Raw genomic sequence first — 22,241 nt, forward strand, 5'->3', positions numbered from 1 at the left:
CATTTTCATGACTCAGGAAGAACAACTGTCTGCCAACGATCTGACACTGCTGCAACTCGGCCGGCGCTTGCAGGCCGACGGCTACCGCTTCATCACGCCAACGCCGTTGACCCATCAGCGCGTCAACCAGCGTGACGAAGGGCAGGTGGCCGATACCCTGCGCGACGTGTTTGGTTGGTCGCGCCCGTTCGAACCGGGGCTGTTGTCCGCTGACGAGCAGCGGCAATTGCAGGAAGCCCAAGTGATTGATGTTTACGACGGCCGCTTGAAGAGCCGGGTGCGCTGGTCGAGCCTGGATGACTTGCTCTTCGTTCACTCCGGGTTTCCCACCGACGCCGCCGATTCGGTGTTTTTCGGCCCGGACACCTACCGTTTCGCGCAACTGATTCACGCGCATCTGCAACAGAGCTTCGCGCCGATTCAACGCGCCGTGGACATCGGCTGCGGCGCGGGTGTCGGGGCGATTCTGATTGCCCGCGCGCGGCGTGAAGCCGAGGTGCTGGCGGTGGATATCAATCCTGCTGCGCTGCGCCTGACCGCAGTCAATGCGGCGTTGGCCGAGGTTGCCAACGTCCAGGTGCAAGCCAGCGATGTGCTGCAGGGCACCGACGGCAGCTTCGACCTGATTGTCGCCAACCCGCCGTACATGGCCGATCCGGCCGGGCGCGCTTACCGCCATGGCGGTGGCACGCTGGGTGCCGGACTGTCGTTGCGCATCGTCGAACAGGCGCTCAATCGGTTGGCGCCCGGTGGTTCGTTACTGCTGTACACCGGCGTGGCGATGGTCGATGGCCGCGATCCGTTTTTCGACACCGTGGTGCCACGGCTGGACTCGACGCGGTTTGGCTGGACCTATCGCGAACTGGATCCCGACGTGTTCGGTGAAGAATTGTTGAACCCCGGTTACCAGCGTGTGGACCGGATCGCCGTGGTCGCGCTGACCGTGACCCGCATTGGCTGACACAAGGCAGGTGCGCCATGAACAGGAACCTCGACGACTACAACCGCATGCGCGATTTCTCGGCGACCTCCGAGCCCGCCGCCGTCAAGCGCCGTGGCCGCAGCAAGGCCACTGACCATGCGCTGCAGTTCTGCATCCAGAAGCACGACGCTTCGCACCTGCATTACGACTTTCGCCTTGAACTCGATGGCGCGCTGAAGAGCTGGGCGGTGCCCAAGGGGCCGTCGCTCGACCCCAAGGTCAAGCGCTTGGCGGTGCATGTCGAAGACCATCCGCTGGATTACGCCACGTTCGAGGGCAGCATTCCCGAAGGGCATTACGGCGCCGGCGATGTGATCGTCTGGGATCGTGGCGTGTGGATTCCGCAGGAAGACCCGGCCAAGGCCTACGCCAAGGGCAAACTCAAGTTCGAGTTGCAGGGTGAAAAACTGTCCGGACTCTGGAACCTGGTGCGCACCCACATGCCGGGCAAGAAGGAGAACTGGTTTCTGATCAAGCATCAGGACAGCGCCGCCCGTCCGCAAGACGATTACGACGTGCTGAGTGCAGAGCCGAACAGCGTGCTCAGCGAGCGCACCTTGATCAGCAAACCGAGGCTCGCCGCCGAGCAAGCCAAGCCGGTGAAAAAATCCCCGGCCAAACCGCGCAAAGCGGCGTCCGGCACGCTCACCGGTGCGCGCAAGGCCAAACTTCCGGCACAGCTCAAGCCGCAGCTGGCGACTCTGGTCGACAGCGCACCTGGGGGGCAGTGGAGCTACGAGATCAAGTTCGACGGCTACCGGATCATGGCGCGCATTGATCACGGCGAGGTGCAGCTGTTCACCCGCAACGGCCACGACTGGACGCACAAGCTGCCGCAACAGGCGCAGGCGTTGGCTGCGCTGAGTCTGGAATCGGCGTGGCTGGACGGCGAAGTGGTGGTCACCAACGAACACGGTGTGCCGGACTTTCAGGCGTTGCAAAACGCCTTCGAAGCCGGGCGCAGCGGCAGCATCATGTTCTACCTGTTCGACATGCCGTATCTCAACGGCGTCGACCTGCGCGAAGTGCCGGTCGAGGAGCGCCGCGCGGCGTTGTCCACGGTGCTCGGCGGGCATGAGCAGCCGTTGCTGCGCTTTTCCGAAGCTTTCGACGAAACCCCGGACGCGCTGCTCAACAGTGCCTGCCAGATGCAGATGGAAGGGCTGATCGGCAAACGCCTCGGCTCACCCTACGTGTCGCGGCGCAGCGGTGACTGGATCAAGCTCAAGTGCAAACATCGGCAGGAATTCGTGGTTGTCGGCTACACCGATCCGAAAGGCGCGCGCAGTGCCTTCGGTGCTTTGCTGCTGGGCCTGCATGATCGCGACAGCGGCGAGTTGCGCTACGCCGGCAAGGTCGGCACCGGGTTCAACGAAACGACGCTGAAAAGCATCCTCGCCCAGCTCAAGCCGTTGCAGGTGAAGAAGGCCGCCGTGGTCAATCCGCCGAGCGGCTTCGACGCCAAAGGCGTGCACTGGCTCAAGCCGAGCCTGTTGGCGGAAGTGGCGTTCGCCGAGATGACCAAGGACGGCTCGGTGCGCCACGCCGTGTTCCATGGTTTGCGCAATGACAAACCGGCCAAGGCGATTACCGAGGAGCGAGCGAACACCGTGAAGACGTCAGCCAAAGCCAGTCCAGCGAAGAAAGCAGCTCAATCAAAAAAAGCCGCTTCATCAAACCAAGCCACCTCTGCGAAGAAAGCCGAGGCGGCGCCGTCGCAGCTTGGCCTCGCCAGCGGCAAAGTGCGCATCACCCATCCCGACCGGGTGATTGATGCGGTCAGCGGCACCACCAAGATGCGACTGGCCGAGTATTACGCCAGCGTCGCCGAGTGGATCCTGCCGCAACTCAAGGAGCGCCCGGTGGCGCTGGTGCGGGCGCCGGACGGCATCGCCGGCGAACTGTTCTTTCAGAAAAACGCCGAGCGCCTGGCTATCCCCGGCATCACCACGCTGGACAAGGACGTCACCGGCCAACCGGTGATGCTGATCAACAACGCCGAAGCGCTGATTGGCGCGGTGCAGATGAGCACGGTGGAACTGCACACCTGGAACGCCACGACGGTCGATCTGGAAAAACCCGACCGCTTCGTTCTCGATCTCGACCCGGACCCTGCGCTGCCGTGGAAAAGCATGGTCGAGGCCACCGCGCTGACTCTGACCGTGCTCGATGAACTGGGGCTCAAGGCCTTTCTCAAAACCAGTGGCGGCAAGGGCATTCACCTGGTGGTGCCGTTGACCCGCAAGCATGGCTGGGACGAGGTCAAGGACTTCAGCCATGCGATCGTCAGTCACATGGCCAAGCTGTTGCCGGAACGGTTTTCCGCGGTGTCCGGGCCGAAAAATCGCGTGGGGCGAATCTTCATCGATTACCTGCGCAACGGTCTGGGCGCCACCACCATTTGTGCCTACGCGGCGCGCACCCGCGAAGGGTTACCGGTGTCGGTGCCGTTGTTTCGTGAAGAAGTGGGGGAGATCAAGGGGGGCAATCAATGGAACATCAGCAACGTCCATGAGCGCCTGAACGAGGTCGGCGACGCGCCGTGGGCCGATATGAAGAAAACCCGCCAGAGCATCACCGCAGAGATGCGCAAGCGGGTCGGCATGAAAAAATGATCAGGTGTCGCGCAGCAAGTCGTGGGCGTTGAGCAGTTCGAAGGCAATTTTCGGTTGATTGTTCAGCCCTCGACGAATGGCCGCCGGGATGGCTTTGCGTGTCTTGCGGCACAGCCCCGGCAGTTCCTCGATCTGAATCTCGATACCCAGCATGCTGCGCACCTCATGAAACCCCGGGGCGACTTCCACGCGCATGCCCAACTGCTCATACATGCGCGTTTGCAGATGCCGCAGATCGGCGAGGTCTTTGAGCTGCTCAAGGCGCGCGAGGAGGATCTTTTCCTGGTCGCGGGTCAGACGCAGGATGCGCAAGTCCGTGCCGGGCGTTTCCAGCAACGATTCGCGCCCGCAATCGCAGGCGCCGGGCGGGCAGGGTGAGCGCAAAGGCACCACAGGCGCAAGAGTCGTCATGGCCTCCATCATAGAGGCCGTCAGACCGTTTTGCCTATGCGCCTTCGGCAGCCGTCCATCGGCCGCCGCCTGCGTGACCGTTACTGATTCAGACCTTCGTAATGCACCAGAATCGCATTGGCGAGGTCTTCATCGCTGGCGTTCAGCCCAGGATTGTCGTGGCGCACCTGTTGCAGCACCGATTCAAGATAAACCCCACGGATGGCACCGCCGCTGGCGACAAACGCAGACAGGTCGTCACGGGCCGGAATCACCATTTTATGATCCTTGAAGGTCGAGTACAGCGAAGCCGAAACGCCCGCCGAGGTGGCGACGTCTCCGGCATCAACACGAGCCAGGGCCGAGCCGACAGGAAGGCAGAGCAGGAGAGAAGAAACGAGCACTAACTTGCGCATGACGGTGTTCCTCCACAAGCGCGAAGCAAAAAGGAAGGACTGCATAATGTGAGAGGGGCGCTGCGTGTCGGAGTTCCATCGATGCTGAAGGATACTTGCTGAAACGCTCGGCTGCGGCGCGTTCGCACAAATAGGCTTAACTGAAACCTCACAGGCGCATTCCCGCGAGCCTCAGGAGGAACCCAAGGTGTCGATCAAATTGCGTTTGTTGTTGCTGATTGCAACCAGTCTGCTGACAGCGCTGATCGTGAGTCTGGTCAGCTACGTGGGGAATACGCGCATGTCCGGCGCGGTAGACGACAACGCGGTGAGCATGACCGCGCTGCGCAATCACATGGAAGCCGACATGATGCACGACGCGCTGCGCGCCGATGTTTACTCGGCGCTGCTGGTGGGCCTGGGTAAAAGCACCGGCACGGCGGCCGAGGTGCGGGATTCGATCAACGAGCACGCGACACACTTTCGCGAAGTGCTGGATGAAAACCTCAAACTGCCGGTCAATCCGCCGCTCAAGACGGCGTTGGAGCAGATCAAACCCAGCCTGGACACCTACATTGAGGCGGCCGAGCGCATCGTCGGCCTGGCACTGGACAACCCGGACAGTGCGCAACGGGAATTGGGCACGTTCAACGCCGCGTTCAGTCGGCTCGAAGAGCAAATGGCGGCCCTCAGCGAGTTGATCGAAAGCAACACCCGCGACACTCGTCAAGCCACCGAAAGCGCGATCCGCAATGCCAACATCGCCCTCGCCGTGGTGTTGCTCGCCAGCCTGTTGCTGTTGTTGGCGCAGGGACGCTGGGTGACCCTCAGCATCATGGGGCCGCTGAAGTCCGCCAACCACATTGCCCAAAGCATCGCCCACGGCAACCTCAGCGAGCCGATCAGCGAACCTGCCGGCAAGGACGAAGCCAGTACGCTGATCCGCAGCCTGGCAACCATGCAACGCGACCTGCGCAACATGATCGATGTGGTGCGGCGCAACGCCCACGGCGTCAGCGGCATGAGCGAGCAACTGAGCCACGGCTGCCATCAGGTGGCCGACAGCAGTCAGCAGCAAAGCGTCGCCGCCGGCACCATGGCCGCCGCTGCCAGCCAGATGACCGCCAGCATCGAGGAAATCACCCGCCATGCTGAACGCGCGCTGGGCATGGCCAATCAGGCCGAAGCGCTGGCCAAGAGCGGCGGGCAAGTGATCCATCAGGTAGTCAGCGACATGGATGACATCGCCCGCTCGGCGCAGCAATCGGCACAGGTGATCCGCACGCTGGATCAGGAATCCGAAGGCATCTTCAACATCATTCAGGTGATCAAGAGCATTGCCGACCAGACCAATCTGCTGGCGCTCAACGCCGCTATCGAAGCGGCACGGGCCGGCGAGCAGGGCAGGGGCTTTGCGGTGGTCGCCGACGAAGTGCGCAGCCTGGCCGCCCGCACCAGCGCCTCAACCCAGGAAATCGCTGCCATGGTCGCGCGCATCCAGCACAGCACCCGCGAGGCGGTCAGCAGCATGGAGGCCGGCGTGGCCCAAGTCGACAAGGGCATGGCGGTGACGGCCGAAGTCGAACGGGCGATCCGCGAAATCCTCGACGCCACCCTCAGCACCACACAACTGGTCAACGACATCACTCGCACCATCGGCGAGCAAAGCCAGGCCAGCAACGAGATTGCCCATCAGGTGGAAATGATCGCCGGGATGTCCGAGGGCAACAGCAAGGTGATCGGGCAGACGGCCAATACCACGGATGAGCTGTCGAGTCTGGCGGGGGCGTTGGCGCTGTCGGTGGATCGGTTTCGGCTGTAAGGGCATGGTTGGAGCCCGGCCGGATGTGGTGTCCGGTCTGCCGTTATCGCGAGCAGGCTCGCTCCCACTTTGGAATGCATTTCCCCCGTGGGAGCGAGCCTGCTCACGAAAAGGCCGGTCCTGGCCTGCACATTTTGCTGAAAGCCTTCAGGTAGCCGCTTCATCGAGGTCATGTTCAGCCCGGATCGGCCGATAAACGCCCCAGAGCGGAAAAAGACTCTCAAGTCGGGAACAGACGCGCGGGTTTGCCCTGACGTGATATTCTTCGCGCCAACTTGGTTTGACCTAATTCGGTCTGCCTGCCTTTTGGCGGGCTGACGGGATCCCTGTCGCTCAAGTAGCTGAAGCCAATAATGATAAAAAGTCAGTTCAGAAGGGACATTAACTGAGGTCGATGCGGTACATCGGCCTTGTGTGCCCACCCGTCAAAATTGCAGTGTGAAGGTGCCCGCGACCCTGGCCTGAGTGTCGCGACAAAAGGCCCTCATACCCACAACAGCGGCGGGCGGAAGGCGTTTTATCATAGGTGCAACGGATGTTTAAGAAAGTGAACACAGCCTTGCTCGGGCTGGCTTTGGCGATGGGGATGTCGTCCGCCAATGCTGCAGAAGCAAAGAAAGTTGACGTCCTGCTGATCGGCGGCGGCATCATGAGCACCACCCTGGGTGTGTGGATCAATGAGCTGGAACCGAGCTGGTCGATGGAAATGGTCGAGCGCCTTGATGGCGTCGCCCTGGAAAGCTCCAACGGCTGGAACAACGCCGGTACCGGTCACTCGGCGCTGGCCGAGCTGAACTACACCCCGGAAGACGACAAGGGCAACGTAACGATCCCGAAAGCCGTCGAGATCAACGAAGCGTTCCAGGTGTCCCGTCAGTTCTGGGCCTGGCAGGTTCAGCAAGGCGTTCTGAAGAACCCTCGCTCGTTCATCAACACCACGCCGCACATGAGCTTTGTGTGGGGTGATGACAACATCAAGTTCCTGAAAAAGCGCTACGAAGCCCTGCAAGCGAGCCCGCTGTTCGCCGGTATGCAGTACTCCGAAGACCCGGCTGTGATCAAGAAGTGGGTCCCGCTGATGATGGAAGGGCGTGACCCGAACCAGAAAATCGCGGCCACCTGGAGCCCGCTGGGTACCGACATGAACTTCGGCGAAATCACCCGCCAGTTCGCCGGTTACCTGCAGACCAAGCCTAACTTCGACCTGAAACTGTCGAGCGAAGTCGAAGACATCACCAAGAACGCCGACGGCACCTGGCGCGTCAGCTACAAAAACCTGAAAGACGGCACCAAGACTGAAACCGACGCCAAGTTCGTGTTCATCGGCGCCGGTGGCGGTGCTCTGCACCTGCTGCAGAAGTCGGGCATTCCTGAAGCCAAGGAATACGCTGGCTTCCCGGTAGGCGGCTCGTTCCTGGTGACCGATAACCCGGCCATCGCCGAGCAGCACTTGGCCAAGGCCTACGGTAAAGCCTCGGTTGGCGCACCGCCAATGTCGGTTCCGCACCTGGACACCCGTGTTCTGGATGGCAAGCGCGTCATTCTGTTTGGCCCATTCGCGACCTTCAGCACCAAGTTCCTGAAAGAAGGCTCGTACCTGGACCTGCTGACCAGCACCACCACCCACAACATCTGGCCGATGACCAAGGTCGGCATCAAGGAATACCCGCTGGTCGAGTACCTGGCCGGTCAACTGATGCTGTCGGATGAAGACCGTCTGAACGCGCTGAAGGAATACTTCCCGAACGCCAAAGCCGAAGACTGGCGCCTGTGGCAAGCCGGCCAACGCGTGCAAATCATCAAGCGTGATGAAGCCGCTGGCGGCGTGCTGAAACTGGGCACCGAAATCGTTGCTGCACAAGACGGCTCCATCGCCGGCCTGCTAGGCGCATCGCCAGGCGCGTCGACCGCTGCACCGATCATGCTGAGCGTGCTGCAGAAAGTCTTCAAAGACAAAGTCGCGACCCCTGAGTGGCAAGCCAAGCTGCACCAGATCGTTCCAAGCTACGGCACCCAGCTGAACAGCGATCCGGCGAAAGTGGCACAAGAGTGGGCGTACACCGCCAAGATCCTCGAACTGCCAACGCCGCCGGTCATCGGTCAGGCTGCTCCGGCTGCACCAGCCGCTGAAAAAGCTGAAGCACCGAAGGAAAATGCTGCACGTGACATGGCGCTGTAACTAGACGCCAGACACACAAAAGCCCACTGAACCGGCGACGGTCAGTGGGCTTTTTTTGTGCCCCAAACCCCTGTAGGAGCTGCCGAAGGTTCGGGCCGCGATCGGACGATCTTTGGATTTTGATTCAAAAAAAGATCAAAAGATCGCAGCCTGCGGCAGCTCCTACACTGATTTTGCGCTCGCCAGATAGGCGCCGAGACGACGGCCCATCTCTTCCCCCAACGCCTGCAAGCCACTCAACGGACGCACCATCACCTCAAACTCGACAATCTTCCCGGCCTCATCGAAGCGAATCATGTCGATCCCCTTCAGCTCCTTCGCCCCCACCTTGGCACTGAACTCCAGCACCACATTCAAACCGTCGGCAGTCACCAGTTCGCGGTGGTATTTGAAGTCTTCGAACACGTTGAACACGGTGTTGAGGATCATCGTCACCACTGGCGCACCGGGGTAGGGGGTGTGGGCCATGGGCGAGCGGAACACCGCGTTCGGCTCGAGCAGTTCGGGCAAGGCCTTGAGGTTGCCGGTGCGGATCATCTCGTGCCAGTGCTTCAGGGATTCGGCGGCGTTGGGGTGCAGGTTCAGTTCGGACATTGACCACTCCTGGGATTGTTGTTGTTCTTCACGCGACGGCAATCACTCTAGTTCAAAGACGCGGATCACGAACCTTTGTGTGCTGCTCTGAATACCGGGCCATGGATCGGAGCGGATCAGATGGGCATCTGATCCGTATTTTTCTCTTGGATCTGCCTCTGTAACCGGTTCAGTCAGGCGCTCAGAATACCCCTGCAAATTCGGTCACTCGCGGCAGTGCTTCATCCCGAAGCGCCCGGTGCACCGCAAGCTCAGCATTAAGGAGAGCAGCATGAACAAGATGGCGATTTTCCTGGGTGGGTTTCTGACATTGACCATTCTGATCGGGATGCTGGCGACGATTTCTCCGGTTTGACGGGTAGCCTGAAGAAAACTCACCCACCCAAGTGACCGGTATCAGCCCTCCCTGAAGTGCCGACCTTCGGGAAACTCTGGGAGGCTGATCCCGGCAGAAATCCGCAGGCTCGCCCCTGTGTTTTTGCAGACACCGGACAACAGGCCGGTGCGAGCCTGCTGGCGAAAGGGCCCGCCGTTTCACTGCAAAAATCAAGGCGCGCCAAACAGCATTGTCCAGTAAACCCCTTCATCACTGCGCGCCTCGCTGGCAAACCCGGCCCCCACCTGGGTAAACATCGGGTTCATCAAATTCGCACAATGCCCCGGACTGGCCAGCCATCCGGCCATGGCTTTGCCCGGTGAACTCTGCCCGGCGGCGATGTTTTCACCAATCTGTCGGCCCCGATAACCCGCTGCCCGGGCGCGATCTGCGGGCAGATCTCCATCAGGATCGCGGTGCGCGAAGTAGTTGCCGTAAGCCATGGCCTTACTGTGGCCCTGAGCCGCCGCGCCCAATGCGGCGTTCCAGCTCAACGGCCTCGCGGCGGCGAAACGCTGGCGCCCGCACATCCGTGGGCGTGCGCGGGCGGCGTTGACCTCGGCGAGCAGCGCTTGGCCGACGTTGCGGTTGTCGCCGACATGACTGTCGAGCACCGGTCGGGCCAGCACCACTTGCCATTCACCGCGGGAACGGCTGACGCCAATGTCGGCGTATTGGGCGTCGAGCAGCGCGGTGCAGTGGCTGTCTTGCAGCTGTTCAAAGGCTTCTTCGGCATCCCCGGCACCGATGATGCGGATACTGCGCACCGCCACTGCCGAATAACCCGCGGACTTCAACGTCTCGCGCAAGCCTCCGCCGTAGCCATAGCCGATCGGCAGGGCCAGATTCGATTTCAACGACAGTGGCGCCAGACGTTGCGCCGGCCGACGATCGCAGCGTTGCGGATGGGCGCGGTAGTCGTTGATGGCGGCCACCAGTTGCCGCTCCTCGCTGGCGTGAGCGGTCTCGGTGAACAGTGGCGAAAGGATCAGCAGGCACAACGAAACGAAGCGGGATGGGCGAACGGTGTGGCGCATGGGACGGCAAGCTCTGGGAAAAGGACAGTGCTGAAGTGGGCGACCGCAGGATGCGGCGCCACTAGGACTGGGCTTTTGAGACTTGGTTCATGCTGGCCAAAAGGCTTTTTTGCTGGGTTGATGAAGGGCAGGCCTGAATGTTGTGTTGCATGGACTGGCGCCTTCGCGAGCAGGCTCGCTCCCACAGGGGGCACGCGTTGCCAAGGTGAGAGCGAGCCTGCTCGCGAAGCGGCCAGTTCAGACAATGCAATAAACAGACATCAACGATTGAGCACATCCCCCATCCACTGCAGATACTGCTCCCGCTCGGAAATCGAGTTATGCCCCGCGTCCGGCACCACCCGCAGCGTCGCCACGCCTTTGGGGAAATGCGCCAGCAGCCGCTGCGTGCTGTCCCGTGGAATCACTTGGTCATCGCTGGCCGCCAGCAGCAACGTCGGCACCTGAATGTGCGCGGCATAGCGGCCCGACTCGAAGCGATCCTTGAGCATCCACTGCACCGGCAGCCACGGGTACTGGCGAACGGCGATTTCTTCGAGGCTGTTGTACGGCGTCACCAGAATCAGCCGGCTCGCTGGACGCTGACTCGCCAGCCGTACCGCCACCCCGGATCCCAGGCTGCGCCCGATCACGGCAATCTGCGGATGGCTGGCGTACACCCGGTCGAACAGGGCCAGCGCATCTTTGGCGATCGCTTCCTCCGAGGGCGCGCCGCCGCTGCCGCCAAACCCCCGGTAGTTCATTAGAAACAGCGCGTAATCGGGAAAGGCCTGGCTGAACGACGGCAGGTTGCGCGACACGTCCTCGGCGTTGCCGCCAAAGTAGATCAGCGCCTTTGGCCCGGCGCGTTCGCGAACGCTCACCCAGACATCGGCATCCGGCATCGACAGTTTCAGCCGCGAATCCGGCGTGGCGACGGCGCTCTCGGTCTGCGGGAAATAGATCAGCGAGCGCTGAAACACGAACACCGCCGCACACAGCGCCAAGTACAACGCGACGATCAATGCGACGAGTGACAGGACGGTTCGGGACATTCGGCTAACTTTAACGGGACGCGCAGGTGCGTAACGGCAGTGTAGTTCAGCGATAGGTGCTGATCGCCATGCCACACACCCTGCAACAGATCCACGCAGCAGGAGCACCGGCATGCGCCACACTGAGGGTTACTCGCGGCGCCGCCTGCTCACGCTGGCTGCCGGGGTTTCGGCGGTTTTCACTTTGCACCGGGCGTTGGCCACCGCCACCTCGCCGAACACTTCAGGAGGCCAGACCATGCAGACCCGCGCCATCCCTTCCAGCGCCGAATTGCTGCCCATGGTGGGCCTGGGCACTTATCGCGGCTTTGATGTCGCGCCGGGCGATCCGGCTTACAAGCCATTGCCGGCGGTGCTCGACGAGCTGTTCAGAAAGGGTGGCACGCTGATCGACAGCTCACCGATGTACGGCCGTGCCGAGCAAACCACCGGCGAGCTGCTGTCGATCCACGAACCGCGTTCCCCCGCGTTTCTGGCGACCAAGGTCTGGACCCGCGGGCGCGAGGAGGGCATTGCGCAGATGGAACAATCCTTCCGTCTGCTGCGCACCGAGCGCATCGACCTGATGCAGATTCACAATCTGCTGGACTGGCAGAGCCATCTGCCGACCCTGCGCGAATGGAAAGAACAGGGGCGCATCCGCTACATCGGCATCAGCCATTACACGTCTTCGGCCTACGACGAAGTCGAAGCGCTGCTCAAGGCCGAACCGCTCGACTTCCTGCAAATCAACTACGCCCTCGATGATCGCAGCGTGGAAAAACGCATTCTGCCGCTGTGCCGCGATCGTGGAGTGGCGGTGATCTGCAATCGGCCGTTCGGTGGAGGCGGGTTGCTCGCGCGGCTCAAGGGCAAGCCGTTGCCGGCCTGGGTCTCGGATGTTCAAGTCAACAGCTGGCCGCAACTGGCGCTGAAATTCCTGCTGGCGAACCCGGCGGTGACCTGCGTGATTCCCGGCACCGGCAATCCGCGCTACATGGCGGATAACGCCGGCGCCGGGTTCGGGCCGATGCTCACCGATGCGCAGCGGTATCAGTTGATTGAGTGGGTAAAATAACAGGCCGCACCACGGCCCTCTCAGGAGCGAGCAACGTCGGTTTGTGCACAGATTATGCCGGGTTCAGCGTCCTGTTATTTCCAAACCCTCTAAGCAACTGTCAGATATGACAGTTGGCGAAGCCGTTGCTGCGAACAATCATGGAGATCCACGTTTCGACAGGGAAGAATCTCCATGAAGCGGACCTGCCAGACGTTGCCCGGCGTTGTCGCGGCCTGGCTGTTGGCGGCCTACATGAGTGCCTGCGCAGAGACAGCGGAGTACATCTGTCTGGGACATGAGCGCGGACAAGAGGCAACGGTGATCGCCAGTTCGACAGCGGAAGCCGTCGCGCTGGCCAAATCTTACTGGCGCAGTGCCGGGTGTTATAAAAAGTGATCGGCGCGATCAGTGGCGGTAGCGCAACGCCTCCAGCAACAAGGCAAACGCCGGTGCGGCCTGCCGCCGGCTCGGGTAGTACAGGTGATAACCGGCAAACGTCGGGCACCAGTCTGCCAGCACTTGCACCAGATGCCCGTCGGCCAGATGCGGGGCAACGATGTTTTCCGGGATGTAACTGAGGCCGAAACCGTCCAGTGCGGCGTCGAGCAGCGGGTAGACGCCATTCAGGGTGACTTGCCCGGACACCCGCACCTTGAGGCTTTCGCCGTCCTTCTCAAACTCCCAGGTGTACAGCCCGCCGTTAGTGGGCAGGCGCAGGTTGTTGCAGGCGTGGGCGGTCAGGTCTCGCGGCGTCTCCGGCCGGGTACGGCTGGTGAAGTAAGCCGGAGAGCCGACCACCGCCATGCGCATGTCCGGGCCGATGCGGGTGGCGATCATGCCTTGCGCGACGTCTTCGCCCAGGCGGATGCCGGCGTCGAAACCTTGCCCGGCAATGTCGACGAAACCGTAGTCGCAGATCACCTCCACGGCGATGTCCGGGTATTTCGGCAGAAATTCGTTGAGCACCGGGCGCAGCAGCCAGTTCAACGAATGGTCGGTGGCGCTGATGCGGATGCGGCCGGCCGGGGTTTCGCGCAGGTTGCTCAGGGCCGCCAGTTCGACTTCGATCTCTTCGAAACGCGGGCCGATGGTCTGCAGCAAATGATCGCCGGCCTCGGTCGGGGAGACGCTGCGGGTGGTACGGGTCAGCAGGCGCAGCCCCAGGCGCGCTTCGAGGGCGCGAATGGTATGGCTGAGCGCCGATTGCGAGACGCCAAGTTTGGCCGCCGCTTTGGTGAAACTGCGCTCGCGGGCCACGGCGAGGAAGGCGAGCAGGTCACTGGCGTTTTCTCGAAGCATTGATGAGTGTCCTGCATAAGTTTTTTCGAATTCTAGTCGATTATCCGAAGAGTACGGCTCGCTAAAGTGCTGGAAGTTTCCTGTAGGAGCTGCCGCAGGCTGCGATCTTTTGATCTTGATCCTGAAAAACAAAGTCAAAAGATCGTCCGAACGCGGCCCGAGCCTGCGGCAGCTCCTACAGGGAGGTCTCTTACAGATTTGGAGTCTTGTGATGAATTCAGTTGCTGCCAATGCGCCAATCTCAGGCGTCACCGTCACCGCCAATGGTTCACAACCCTCGGCCAAAGGCCCGGCGGACTGGTTCACCGGCACCGTGCGTGTCGATGCGCCGTTCAAGGGCAGCGATGACGCGCGCGTCAGCGGCGCCACGGTGACGTTCGAGCCGGGCGCACGCACCGCGTGGCACAGTCATCCGTTGGGTCAGACGCTGATCGTCACCGCCGGTTCAGGTTTTGTGCAGGAATGGGGTCAACCGGTTCGCGAAATCCGCCCCGGCGATACCGTGTGGATCGCGCCGCAAGTGAAGCACTGGCACGGCGCCGCGCCGACCACGGCGATGACGCACATTGCGATTGCCGAAGTGCTGGATGGCGAAGTGGTGGAGTGGCTGGAGCAGGTAAGCGCGGCGCAATACCCGCACTGATCCCTGTAGGAGCTGCCGCAGGCTGCGATCTTTTGCGCTTGTTTGAAGAAGCTAAAGTCAAAAGATCGTCCGAACGCGGCCCGAACCTGCGGCAGCTCCTACAGGGGGGGAATCAGGTCATCGGCGGCAACGAATCGAGAACCTTGTCCAGCGTAATCGGATACTCACGCACCCGTGCCCCGGTGGCGTTGTAGATCGCATTCGCCACCGCCGCACTCACGCCGCAAATCCCCAGTTCCCCCACACCCTTGGCTTTCATCGGCGACGAAATCGGATCGGTCTCGTCGAGGAATATCACCTCCTGATGCGGAATGTCGGCATGCACCGGCACCTCGTACCCGGCCAGGTCGTGGTTGACGAAAAAGCCCAGCCGCTTGTCCACCGCCAGCTCCTCCATCAACGCCGCGCCGACGCCCATGGTCATCGCCCCGATGACCTGACTGCGCGCAGCTTTCGGGTTGAGAATCCGGCCCGCCGCGCACACCGCGAGCATGCGCCGCACGCGGACTTCACCGGTCGCCGCGTCCACCGCCACTTCGACGAAATGCGCGCCGAAGGTCGACTGCTGATACTGCTTGGCGAGGTCGGCGAATTCGATGCTGTCCTCGACCTCGACAGCGCCATCTTTCGCGGCATCACGCAGCGGCAGGGTCTTGCCACCGGCGCGCACCTGACCGTCGACAAACTCGACGTCGCTGCCGCTCATGCCGAGTTTGCCGGCCACCGCTTCGCGCAGTTTCATGCACGCGGCATACACCCCGGCGGTCGAGCAGTTGGCGCCGAACTGGCCGCCGGAGCCGGACGACACCGGGAAGGTTGAATCACCCAGGCGCACGCTGACATCCGCCAGTTGCACGCCCATCATCTCGGCCGCTGTCTGGGCGATGATGGTGTAGCTGCCGGTGCCGATGTCGGTCATGTCGGTTTCCACCGTGACCTTGCCGTCGCGCTCCAGGCGTACCCGGGCGCCGGACTTCAACAGCAAATTGTTGCGGATCGCGGCGGCGACCCCCATGCCGATCAGCCAGCGACCTTCGCGACGGCTGCCGGGTGTGGCGTTGCGCTGGTTCCAGCCGAATTTTTCGGCGCCGGTCTGCAGGCATTCGATCAGGCGCCGCTGCGAGAACGGGCGCTCGGTTTTCACCGGATCGACCTGGGTGTCGTTGAGAATGCGGAACTGGATCGGGTCGAGCTTGAGCTGCTCGGCCATCTCGTCCATGGCGATTTCCAGCGCCATCAAGCCCGGCGCCTCACCTGGCGCGCGCATCGAGTTGCCTTCGGGTAGGTCCAGCGGAGACAGACGCATGGTCACCCGGCGGTTTTCTGCGGCATAGAGCAACTGACTCGGTTGTGCCGCGACTTCGACCTTGCCGTCCTTGAGGTTGCCCGACCAGCCTTCGTGGGCGATGGCGCTGAGCTTGCCGTCCGCCGTGGCACCCAAGCGAATGCGCTGGATCGTGGCCGGGCGGTGGGTGGTGTTGTTGGCCATTTGCGGGCGGGCGAGGGCGACTTTCACCGGGCGGTTGGCCAGGCGCGCGCCGAGGGCGGCGAGGATCGCGTCGGCGCGGATAAACAGTTTGCCGCCGAAGCCTCCACCAATGTACGGCGAGACCAGGCGTACGTTTTCCTTGGGCAGGCCAAGGGTGGTGGCGATGTCGCCGACGCTCCAGGCGATCATCTGGTTGGAGGTCCACAAGGTCAGATGATCACCTTTCCACGCCGCCAGTGTGGCGTGTGGCTCCATCATCGCGTGGGACTGATCGGGGGTGGTGTAGGTCTGGTCGAATTGCACCGGTGCGGCGGCGAAGGCCTTGTCGAAGTCGCCGTGGGTGACGTCGGGCAGTTCTTCTTTGTCTTCGACACCCTGGTCGCGCACGCTGGCCAGATCGAACTCGCCTTTGGCTGCGACGTAATCCACTTTGACCAGTTGCGCCGCAGCGCGGGCCTGTTCAAAAGTCTCGGCGACCACCAGCGCCACGGCCTGATGATAGTGCTGCACTTCGGGCCCGGCGAGCAGCGGCGCCGAGTTGTATTTGCCCTTGCTGAGCTTGCCGGCATTGGCGGCGGTGACAATCGCCAGCACACCCGGCGCGGCTTCGGCCGCGTCGAGATCGATGTGGCTGATGCGGCCCTTGGCAATCGCCGAGCCGACCATGAAACCGTAGGCCTGATGCTCAACCGCGTGGTGCTGTTCATAGGCATAGGGTGCCTGGCCGCTGGTTTTCAGCGGTCCTTCGACGCGGTCGGTGGGTTTGCCGATGACCTTCAATTGATCGATCGGGTTGGTGGTGGCGGGCGTGTCGAACTTCATGCTTCATCCCTCGCTTGCGCCAACACCGAGCCGAGCGTGCGCTCGACCAGGGTCAGTTTGAATTGGTTGTCATGGGTTGGCGTGGCACCGTCGAGCAGGCGCTGGCTCACGGCTTTTGCGCCGTTGGGCAGCAACGCGTCGGCGTCTTCGACCCGCCATGGTTTCGGCGCAATGCCGCCCACCGCCACGCGACCGCTGCCGTCCTTTTGCAGGATCAATCCGACCGACACCAGGGCGAAGGCGTACGACGAACGATCGCGCACCTTGTGATAAATGTGCGTGCCGCCGACCGGGGCGGGCAGGGTCACCGAAGTGATGAACTCGCCGGGGGTGAGGCTGGTTTCGATGTTCGGCGTGTTGCCCGGGAGCTGATGGAAATCGGCGATGGCGATGCTGCGTGTGCTGCCATCGGGTTTGACTGTTTCAATCTGCGCATCGAGCGCGCGCATGGCAATCGCCATGTCGCTGGGGTGGGTGGCGATGCAGGCGTCGCTGACACCGATCAGTCCCAGTTGCCGACTGACCCCGCCAATCGCCGCGCAACCGCTGCCGGGCTGGCGCTTGTTGCACGCCTGATTGACGTCATAGAAGTACGGGCAACGGGTGCGTTGCAGCAGGTTGCCGGCGGTGCTCGCCATGTTGCGCAACTGGCCGGAGGCCCCGGCGAGCAAGGCGCGGGAGAGCAACGCGTAGTCTTTGCGCACGCGGCTGTCGGCGGCCAGATCGGTATTGCGCACCAGTGCGCCGATGCGCAATCCGCCTTCGGGCGTGGCTTCGATTTGATCGAGACCCAGGTGGTTGACGTCGATCAGGTGCTGCGGGGTTTCGATGTCGAGTTTCATCAGGTCCAGCAGGTTGGTGCCGCCGGCGATGAACTTGGCGCCTTCGACCTGCGCCGCCAGCGATGCGGCTGCGGCGGGGGAATCGGCGCGGCTGTAATTGAACGGCCTCATGCCGGCACCTCCGCAACTTCAGTGATGGCTTCGATGATGTTGGAGTAGGCGCCGCAGCGGCATATGTTGCCGCTCATGCGCTCCTGGAATTCGCTGGCAATCAGTTGCGGTGCGTCGGTCAGGCTGGGGCTGACGTGGCTGGGAATGCCCTCGCGGATTTCCTTGAGCACGGAAACCGCCGAGCAGATCTGCCCCGGCGTGCAATAGCCGCACTGGTAGCCGTCGTGCTTGATGAACGCAGCCTGCATCGGGTGCAAGTTGTCGGGCATGCCGAGGCCTTCGATGGTGGTGATCTCACGGCCTTCGTGCATCACCGCCAGGGTCAGGCAGGCATTGATCCGGCGGCCATCGGCGATGACGGTGCAGGCGCCGCACTGGCCATGGTCGCAGCCTTTTTTGCTGCCGGTCAGTTGCAGGTGCTCGCGCAGGGCATCGAGCAGGGTGGTGCGGTTGTCGACTTCAAGGGCTCGGGGTTTACCGTTGACGTTGATCGTTACTTTGGCCATGGCCGGTTGCTCCAGACTGGCCGCGTAGGCCTTGAGGCTAATAAAGGGCGGCATTGCAAACGCAGTGGCGGTCACGGCACCGAGGATCAGGAATCTTCGTCGGGAAATCGTCATGCTTCGATTCCTCTCTGGCTTAATCAGGACGGCAGGGATAGAAAGGCCCAATCGGGCGCGCCGGCATGCTTGCCGGTCTCGTTCTTGGAATGACCTGCGCGGAGGGGAAAAGGTTTTTGCGGATTTGCGCTATAGAGTTATGCGCATGGCTCATCAATCTGCTGAGTGGCGCTGAGCTAAATGTGGGTGGGGCGGTGCGACGATTCGACTGGCTCCCGAAGGCAGTGGGTCAGGCCGTCGCTGGTTGAAGGACATGGCGCTTTCGCGAGCAGGCTCGCTCCCACAGCGGACACGTGTTCCGACTGTGGGAGCGAGCCTGCTCGTGAAGAGGACGTTACGACCGACTCAATGCCCGCCGACCACCATATGCGTAAACGGCGCCACGTACGCCTGCAACGTCACCAGTCCGCCCACCAGCGTCGCCAGCACAATCGAGTGGAAGAACACGTAGCGCAGAATCTCGCCCTCATGCCCATACCAGCGGGTGGCGGTGGAGGCGACCACGATCGATTGCGCATCGACCATCTTGCCCATCACCCCGCCGGAACTATTGGCCGCCGCCATCAGGATCGGGCTGATGCCCAGCTGTTCCGAGGTCACCCGTTGCAGCCCGCCGAACAACACGTTCGAGGCCGTGTCCGAGCCGGTCAACGCCACGCCGAGCCAGCCGAGCAGGGTGCCGAACATCGGGTAGAACACCCCGGTCGCGGCAAACGCCAGACCCATGGTCGCATCCAGCCCCGAGTAGCGCGTGAGGAACCCCAGCGCGAGCATCGCGGCAATGGTGATCAGCGAAAACCGCACCACCCACAGCGTGCGCAGGTATTGCTTGAGCAACTGCGGGATCGAGTAGCCCATCAGCAGCCCGCCGACAATCGCCGCCAGCAGAATGCCGCTGCCGGTGGCGGTGAACCAGGTGAACTTGTAGATCGCCTCTTCGGCTTTCGGCGCCGGGACCACAGGCGGGACTTTCTGCACTTGCAGGTGCAGGGTGGTGAAGGTCAGCGCCGGCGAAAAAATCGGGTTGGCCTCGTTGAGCGGTTTGCCTTGCGGATCGAGTTTCACCGAGTGGGTCACCGGGTCCAGCGCCGGGCGCACGTCGAAAATGTTCTTGAAACCCTGGGTGCCCCAGGCAAACACGAACACGGTGAGGATGATCCATGGCATCCACGCGCGCATCACTGCGGGGCGCGCCTGATCACTGAAGGCAGCGCTGGCGGTGACTTTTTCTTCCTCGACCCGCGAGTTGTCGACGCGCCCCGACAGCGCGGCCGAGGTGTACACCGTCGCCGGTTTCCAGACCCGCAGAAACAGGGTCAGACAAGCCATGGAAATCAGTGCGGCGATCACGTCCACCAGCATCGGCCCGTGGTAGTTCGAGACGAGGAACTGCGGCACCGCGAAGCTGACCCCGGCCACCAGAATCGCCGGCCAGATTTCCAGCATCTTGCGCCATCCGGCAAACGCCCAGATCAACCAGAACGGCACCAGCACCGAGAAAAACGGCAGCTGCCGACCGACCATCATCGACAGTTCCATTTCATCCAGGCCGGTGACCTTGGCCAGCGTGATGATCGGCGTGCCCAGCGCGCCGAATGCCACCGGGGCGGTGTTGGCAATCAACGCCAGACCCGACGCGGCCAACGGCGAAAACCCGAGGCCGATCAGAATCGCCCCGGTCACGGCCACGGGCGTGCCGAACCCGGCCGCGCCTTCGAAAAACGCACCGAAGCAGAAAGCGATCAGCAATAACTGTAAACGCCGGTCATCGGTGATGCGTGCGAGCGAATCCTGCAGCACTTTGAACGAGCCGTTCTCGGTGGTCAGGCGGTGCAGAAAGATGATGTTGAGCACGATCCAGCCGATCGGCAGCAAGCCGTTGGCCGCACCGAACAGCGCTGCCGAACCGGCCATGCTCGCCGGCATGCCGAAGGCGAAGATCGAGATCAGCAGCGCCGATGCCAGGGCGAGCAGGGCGGCCAGATGCGCCTTGACGTGAAAGAACGCCAGCGCCGCGAGCATCACCACCACCGGAACGGCGGCCATGAGCGTGGAGATCACCGGATTGCCGAACGGGTCGTAGATTTGCTGCCAGACCATGGTCCACCTCTGCTTGTTGTTATCGAGGCGCAGGTCCGTTGCGTCGGGGGTGATAACCAGCAGTATAGGTGGCATTTCGCCGCCGTCCGGGTGCGGACGGCGGGCCGATCAACGGTCGTGGTCGGTCAGTGAATCCAGGTCCGTTTGTTGGGTCGTTTCAGCGGCTGCGTTCGCGCAACGGGAACGACCTCGGCGATTAAAAATGAGCGCTCGCCCGGACGCTGGAATGCGCAGGCGCAGAGGCCTCGAGATCCAGCAAATGGGTGGCGAGTATGTCGCTCAGAAAGCGGAACTGATCGTTGATGCCGACCACTTCATTGCTGAAGTGATTGCTCGCGGCGGGCATCAGCACATCGTCGAAATCTTCGTTGAACACCAGCGCCTGCGCTTTGCGCGACACCACGTGCTGTTGGTAATAGTTGCTGCCAAACACCGGGAAACTGACGGAGAGTGCGATGGTGCGAATCATGATGGGTACTCCTCGTTGCGTCTCGGATGGGTCAATCGTGCCTCTGCCGGGCGGCGGGCGGAAGGCAATCGTGGCGATGGTGAATATCGACGGCGTTGATGGTTGAAACAGGGGGGGAATTCACTGCCCTCATCGCTGGCGAGCCAGCTCCCACAGAGATCTCCAGTGCGCACATATTTGATGAGCATCCGAAGAACCTGTGGGAGCTGGCTCGCCAGCGATGGCGGCGACACACCCAGCTTCCCGGAAACTGACACACCTATACTCAATCTGTTTTCCTCCACTCAAGGACGCCACCACCGTGAACCTGCGTGCGCTGAGCCTCGCCGCACTGTGTCTGCTGGCGGGCTGCGCCTCTTCGGCCCGGGCCCCGGTGGCGCCGCCGGTCGTGGTGGTGTCGCCGGCGACCTGGCAACAGATCGACCGCGACATCGTCAGCGCCTCGCAACAGTCCACCGAGCAGGTCAAGGTATTTGCCCGTGGCTCGATGGAACATTGGCGCACTCGCGTCTATCAGCAAACTGAAGAAAATTTCATCCCGTGGTTCAGCAGCTACTGGACCCAGGAATGGCTGTCGATGAAGGTCAGTTGGTACACGATCAACGCCGGCGGCGAGCAGGATGCGTCGGCCAAGCGTCTGGCGAGCTATCTGCTTGAGCAATATCAGGAAAGGGTGTTGGCGCCGGTGGCGGTGGAGATTGATCCGGACGCGATTCTCGGCCAGGCCACGGCGTTTTATGCGCAACTGATGGCGCAGCAGATGCCGCTCATCGCCCAGCGTTACGGCGTGCCGCTGGCTCAGCTTAACGGGCGTCTGCAAAAGGTTCCGGCCATCGCCCTCGGGCCGCCGCCGGCGCGGGATGCGTCGCTGTATCAGATCATCAGCACCGAACCGCTGAACACCTTGCCGGCGTACGCCGCGCTGATCGACAAGATCCACACCGAGGGCGGCAGCAAGGGGATCGCCTCGACCGACGCCGGCATGGCCCCGGTGGCCAAACGCGCCAGTCAGCGGATGGAAGCGGAAATGGCCCCGCGCGGCGCGGCCAGTGCCGTGGCGGCTGCGGCGGGCAAGCTGGTCGGCGGGGTGATCTCGATCGGCGTGGCGGGCATCCGCGCGATCCTCCAGGCCAATGACCGGCCCGACAGCGAAGCGCTGATCCGCAGCAGCCTGGGCGGCACCTTCGACAAGGCCTGGGCGAAATTGCTGCAGAACCCGAATACCGGGGTCATGGCCGCTACGCTGCACATCGCCGGAAAGGTCGAAGGCCGTCTCGGCGGGGGCGAGCAACCGCCGGTCGGGTTGGGGGTGAATCGTGTCGAATGGCGGCCGCCGCAATCGACTACTCAGCAGATCGAACCCAACGTGCAAGGAGAGTGATC

Annotated in this window: 19 protein-coding genes; 8 read left to right on the forward strand and 11 right to left on the reverse strand. The window is 62.4% G+C overall.

All coding sequences use genetic code 11. The features are described 5' to 3' along the window. Positions 1–7: 7 nt before the first annotated feature. Positions 8–961, forward strand: a complete 954-nt coding sequence (locus tag HBN98_RS21315) for a methyltransferase (RefSeq protein WP_083368709.1) — start codon at positions 8–10, stop codon at positions 959–961. 17 nt (positions 962–978) lie between these two features. Continuing rightward, on the forward strand, positions 979–3,597 hold the full coding sequence (ligD, locus tag HBN98_RS21320) for a DNA ligase D (RefSeq protein WP_083368710.1): 2,619 nt from the start codon (positions 979–981) through the stop codon (positions 3,595–3,597). On the opposite strand, the gene HBN98_RS21325 is transcribed toward ligD, so the two are convergent. Beyond that, complete coding sequence (locus HBN98_RS21325; RefSeq protein ID WP_169844071.1) at positions 3,598–4,008, reverse strand: hypothetical protein; 411 nt, start codon at positions 4,006–4,008, stop codon at positions 3,598–3,600. Between the two features lie 80 nt (positions 4,009–4,088). Then, positions 4,089–4,403 carry a DUF2388 domain-containing protein gene (locus HBN98_RS21330; RefSeq protein ID WP_025111286.1) on the reverse strand — a complete coding sequence of 105 codons (315 nt, stop codon included), beginning with the start codon at positions 4,401–4,403 and terminating at the stop codon, positions 4,089–4,091. A gap of 187 nt (positions 4,404–4,590) precedes the next feature. Between HBN98_RS21330 and HBN98_RS28415 the strand changes: the two genes are divergently transcribed. Beyond that, on the forward strand, positions 4,591–6,204 hold the full coding sequence (locus tag HBN98_RS28415; protein WP_083368712.1) for a methyl-accepting chemotaxis protein: 1,614 nt from the start codon (positions 4,591–4,593) through the stop codon (positions 6,202–6,204). 535 nt (positions 6,205–6,739) lie between these two features. Then, a complete protein-coding gene (mqo, locus tag HBN98_RS21340; protein ID WP_064588061.1) occupies positions 6,740–8,383 on the forward strand; it encodes a malate dehydrogenase (quinone) in 1,644 nt (547 codons plus the stop codon). Positions 8,384–8,545: 162 nt separating this feature from the next. On the opposite strand, the gene HBN98_RS21345 is transcribed toward mqo, so the two are convergent. From HBN98_RS21345 to HBN98_RS21355, 3 genes are all read right to left on the reverse strand, one after another. Next, on the reverse strand, positions 8,546–8,977 hold the full coding sequence (locus HBN98_RS21345; RefSeq protein ID WP_083368713.1) for a nuclear transport factor 2 family protein: 432 nt from the start codon (positions 8,975–8,977) through the stop codon (positions 8,546–8,548). A gap of 546 nt (positions 8,978–9,523) precedes the next feature. Then, positions 9,524–10,390 carry a CAP domain-containing protein gene (locus HBN98_RS21350; RefSeq protein WP_083368714.1) on the reverse strand — a complete coding sequence of 289 codons (867 nt, stop codon included), beginning with the start codon at positions 10,388–10,390 and terminating at the stop codon, positions 9,524–9,526. Positions 10,391–10,650: 260 nt separating this feature from the next. Further along, positions 10,651–11,424: an alpha/beta hydrolase gene (locus tag HBN98_RS21355; RefSeq protein ID WP_083368715.1), complete on the reverse strand. Its 774-nt coding sequence runs from the start codon at positions 11,422–11,424 to the stop codon at positions 10,651–10,653. 112 nt (positions 11,425–11,536) lie between these two features. Here HBN98_RS21355 and HBN98_RS21360 point away from each other — a divergent pair, with 112 nt between their 5' ends. Together HBN98_RS21360 and HBN98_RS21365 are read left to right on the forward strand one after the other, a co-directional pair. Further along, positions 11,537–12,481 (forward strand): aldo/keto reductase, encoded by a 945-nt coding sequence (locus HBN98_RS21360; RefSeq protein ID WP_169844072.1) that lies wholly within the window; start codon positions 11,537–11,539, stop codon positions 12,479–12,481. A 174-nt stretch (positions 12,482–12,655) separates the two neighbouring features. Further along, positions 12,656–12,859: a hypothetical protein gene (locus HBN98_RS21365; RefSeq protein ID WP_083368716.1), complete on the forward strand. Its 204-nt coding sequence runs from the start codon at positions 12,656–12,658 to the stop codon at positions 12,857–12,859. Positions 12,860–12,868: 9 nt separating this feature from the next. Here the strand turns inward: HBN98_RS21365 and HBN98_RS21370 are convergent, their stop codons facing one another. Beyond that, positions 12,869–13,762: a LysR family transcriptional regulator gene (locus HBN98_RS21370; protein WP_083368717.1), complete on the reverse strand. Its 894-nt coding sequence runs from the start codon at positions 13,760–13,762 to the stop codon at positions 12,869–12,871. Positions 13,763–13,973: 211 nt separating this feature from the next. Between HBN98_RS21370 and HBN98_RS21375 the strand changes: the two genes are divergently transcribed. Further along, positions 13,974–14,405 (forward strand): (R)-mandelonitrile lyase, encoded by a 432-nt coding sequence (locus HBN98_RS21375; RefSeq protein WP_083368718.1) that lies wholly within the window; start codon positions 13,974–13,976, stop codon positions 14,403–14,405. Positions 14,406–14,517: 112 nt separating this feature from the next. On the opposite strand, the gene paoC is transcribed toward HBN98_RS21375, so the two are convergent. The 5 genes from paoC to HBN98_RS21400 all read right to left on the reverse strand — a co-directional run bounded on the left by paoC (position 14,518) and on the right by HBN98_RS21400 (position 20,858). Further along, positions 14,518–16,716 (reverse strand): aldehyde oxidoreductase molybdenum-binding subunit PaoC, encoded by a 2,199-nt coding sequence (gene paoC, locus HBN98_RS21380; protein ID WP_083368719.1) that lies wholly within the window; start codon positions 16,714–16,716, stop codon positions 14,518–14,520. Continuing rightward, positions 16,713–17,669, reverse strand: a complete 957-nt coding sequence (locus HBN98_RS21385) for an FAD binding domain-containing protein (RefSeq protein WP_083368720.1) — start codon at positions 17,667–17,669, stop codon at positions 16,713–16,715. The genes paoC and HBN98_RS21385 overlap by 4 nt, the downstream gene beginning before the upstream one ends. Next, a complete protein-coding gene (gene paoA / locus HBN98_RS21390; protein ID WP_268241012.1) occupies positions 17,666–18,313 on the reverse strand; it encodes an aldehyde dehydrogenase iron-sulfur subunit PaoA in 648 nt (215 codons plus the stop codon). The genes HBN98_RS21385 and paoA overlap by 4 nt, the downstream gene beginning before the upstream one ends. A gap of 321 nt (positions 18,314–18,634) precedes the next feature. Next, complete coding sequence (locus tag HBN98_RS21395) at positions 18,635–20,389, reverse strand: L-lactate permease (RefSeq protein ID WP_064588051.1); 1,755 nt, start codon at positions 20,387–20,389, stop codon at positions 18,635–18,637. A gap of 196 nt (positions 20,390–20,585) precedes the next feature. Beyond that, the gene (locus HBN98_RS21400; RefSeq protein ID WP_083368722.1) at positions 20,586–20,858 is read right to left on the reverse strand and encodes a hypothetical protein; all 273 of its coding nucleotides are present in this window, start codon (positions 20,856–20,858) and stop codon (positions 20,586–20,588) included. A 301-nt stretch (positions 20,859–21,159) separates the two neighbouring features. Here HBN98_RS21400 and HBN98_RS21405 point away from each other — a divergent pair, with 301 nt between their 5' ends. Then, the gene (locus HBN98_RS21405) at positions 21,160–22,239 is read left to right on the forward strand and encodes a hypothetical protein (protein WP_083368723.1); all 1,080 of its coding nucleotides are present in this window, start codon (positions 21,160–21,162) and stop codon (positions 22,237–22,239) included. Positions 22,240–22,241 lie beyond the last annotated feature (2 nt).

Source organism: Pseudomonas koreensis, from assembly GCF_012986595.1.
Taxonomy (GTDB): domain Bacteria; phylum Pseudomonadota; class Gammaproteobacteria; order Pseudomonadales; family Pseudomonadaceae; genus Aquipseudomonas; species Aquipseudomonas koreensis.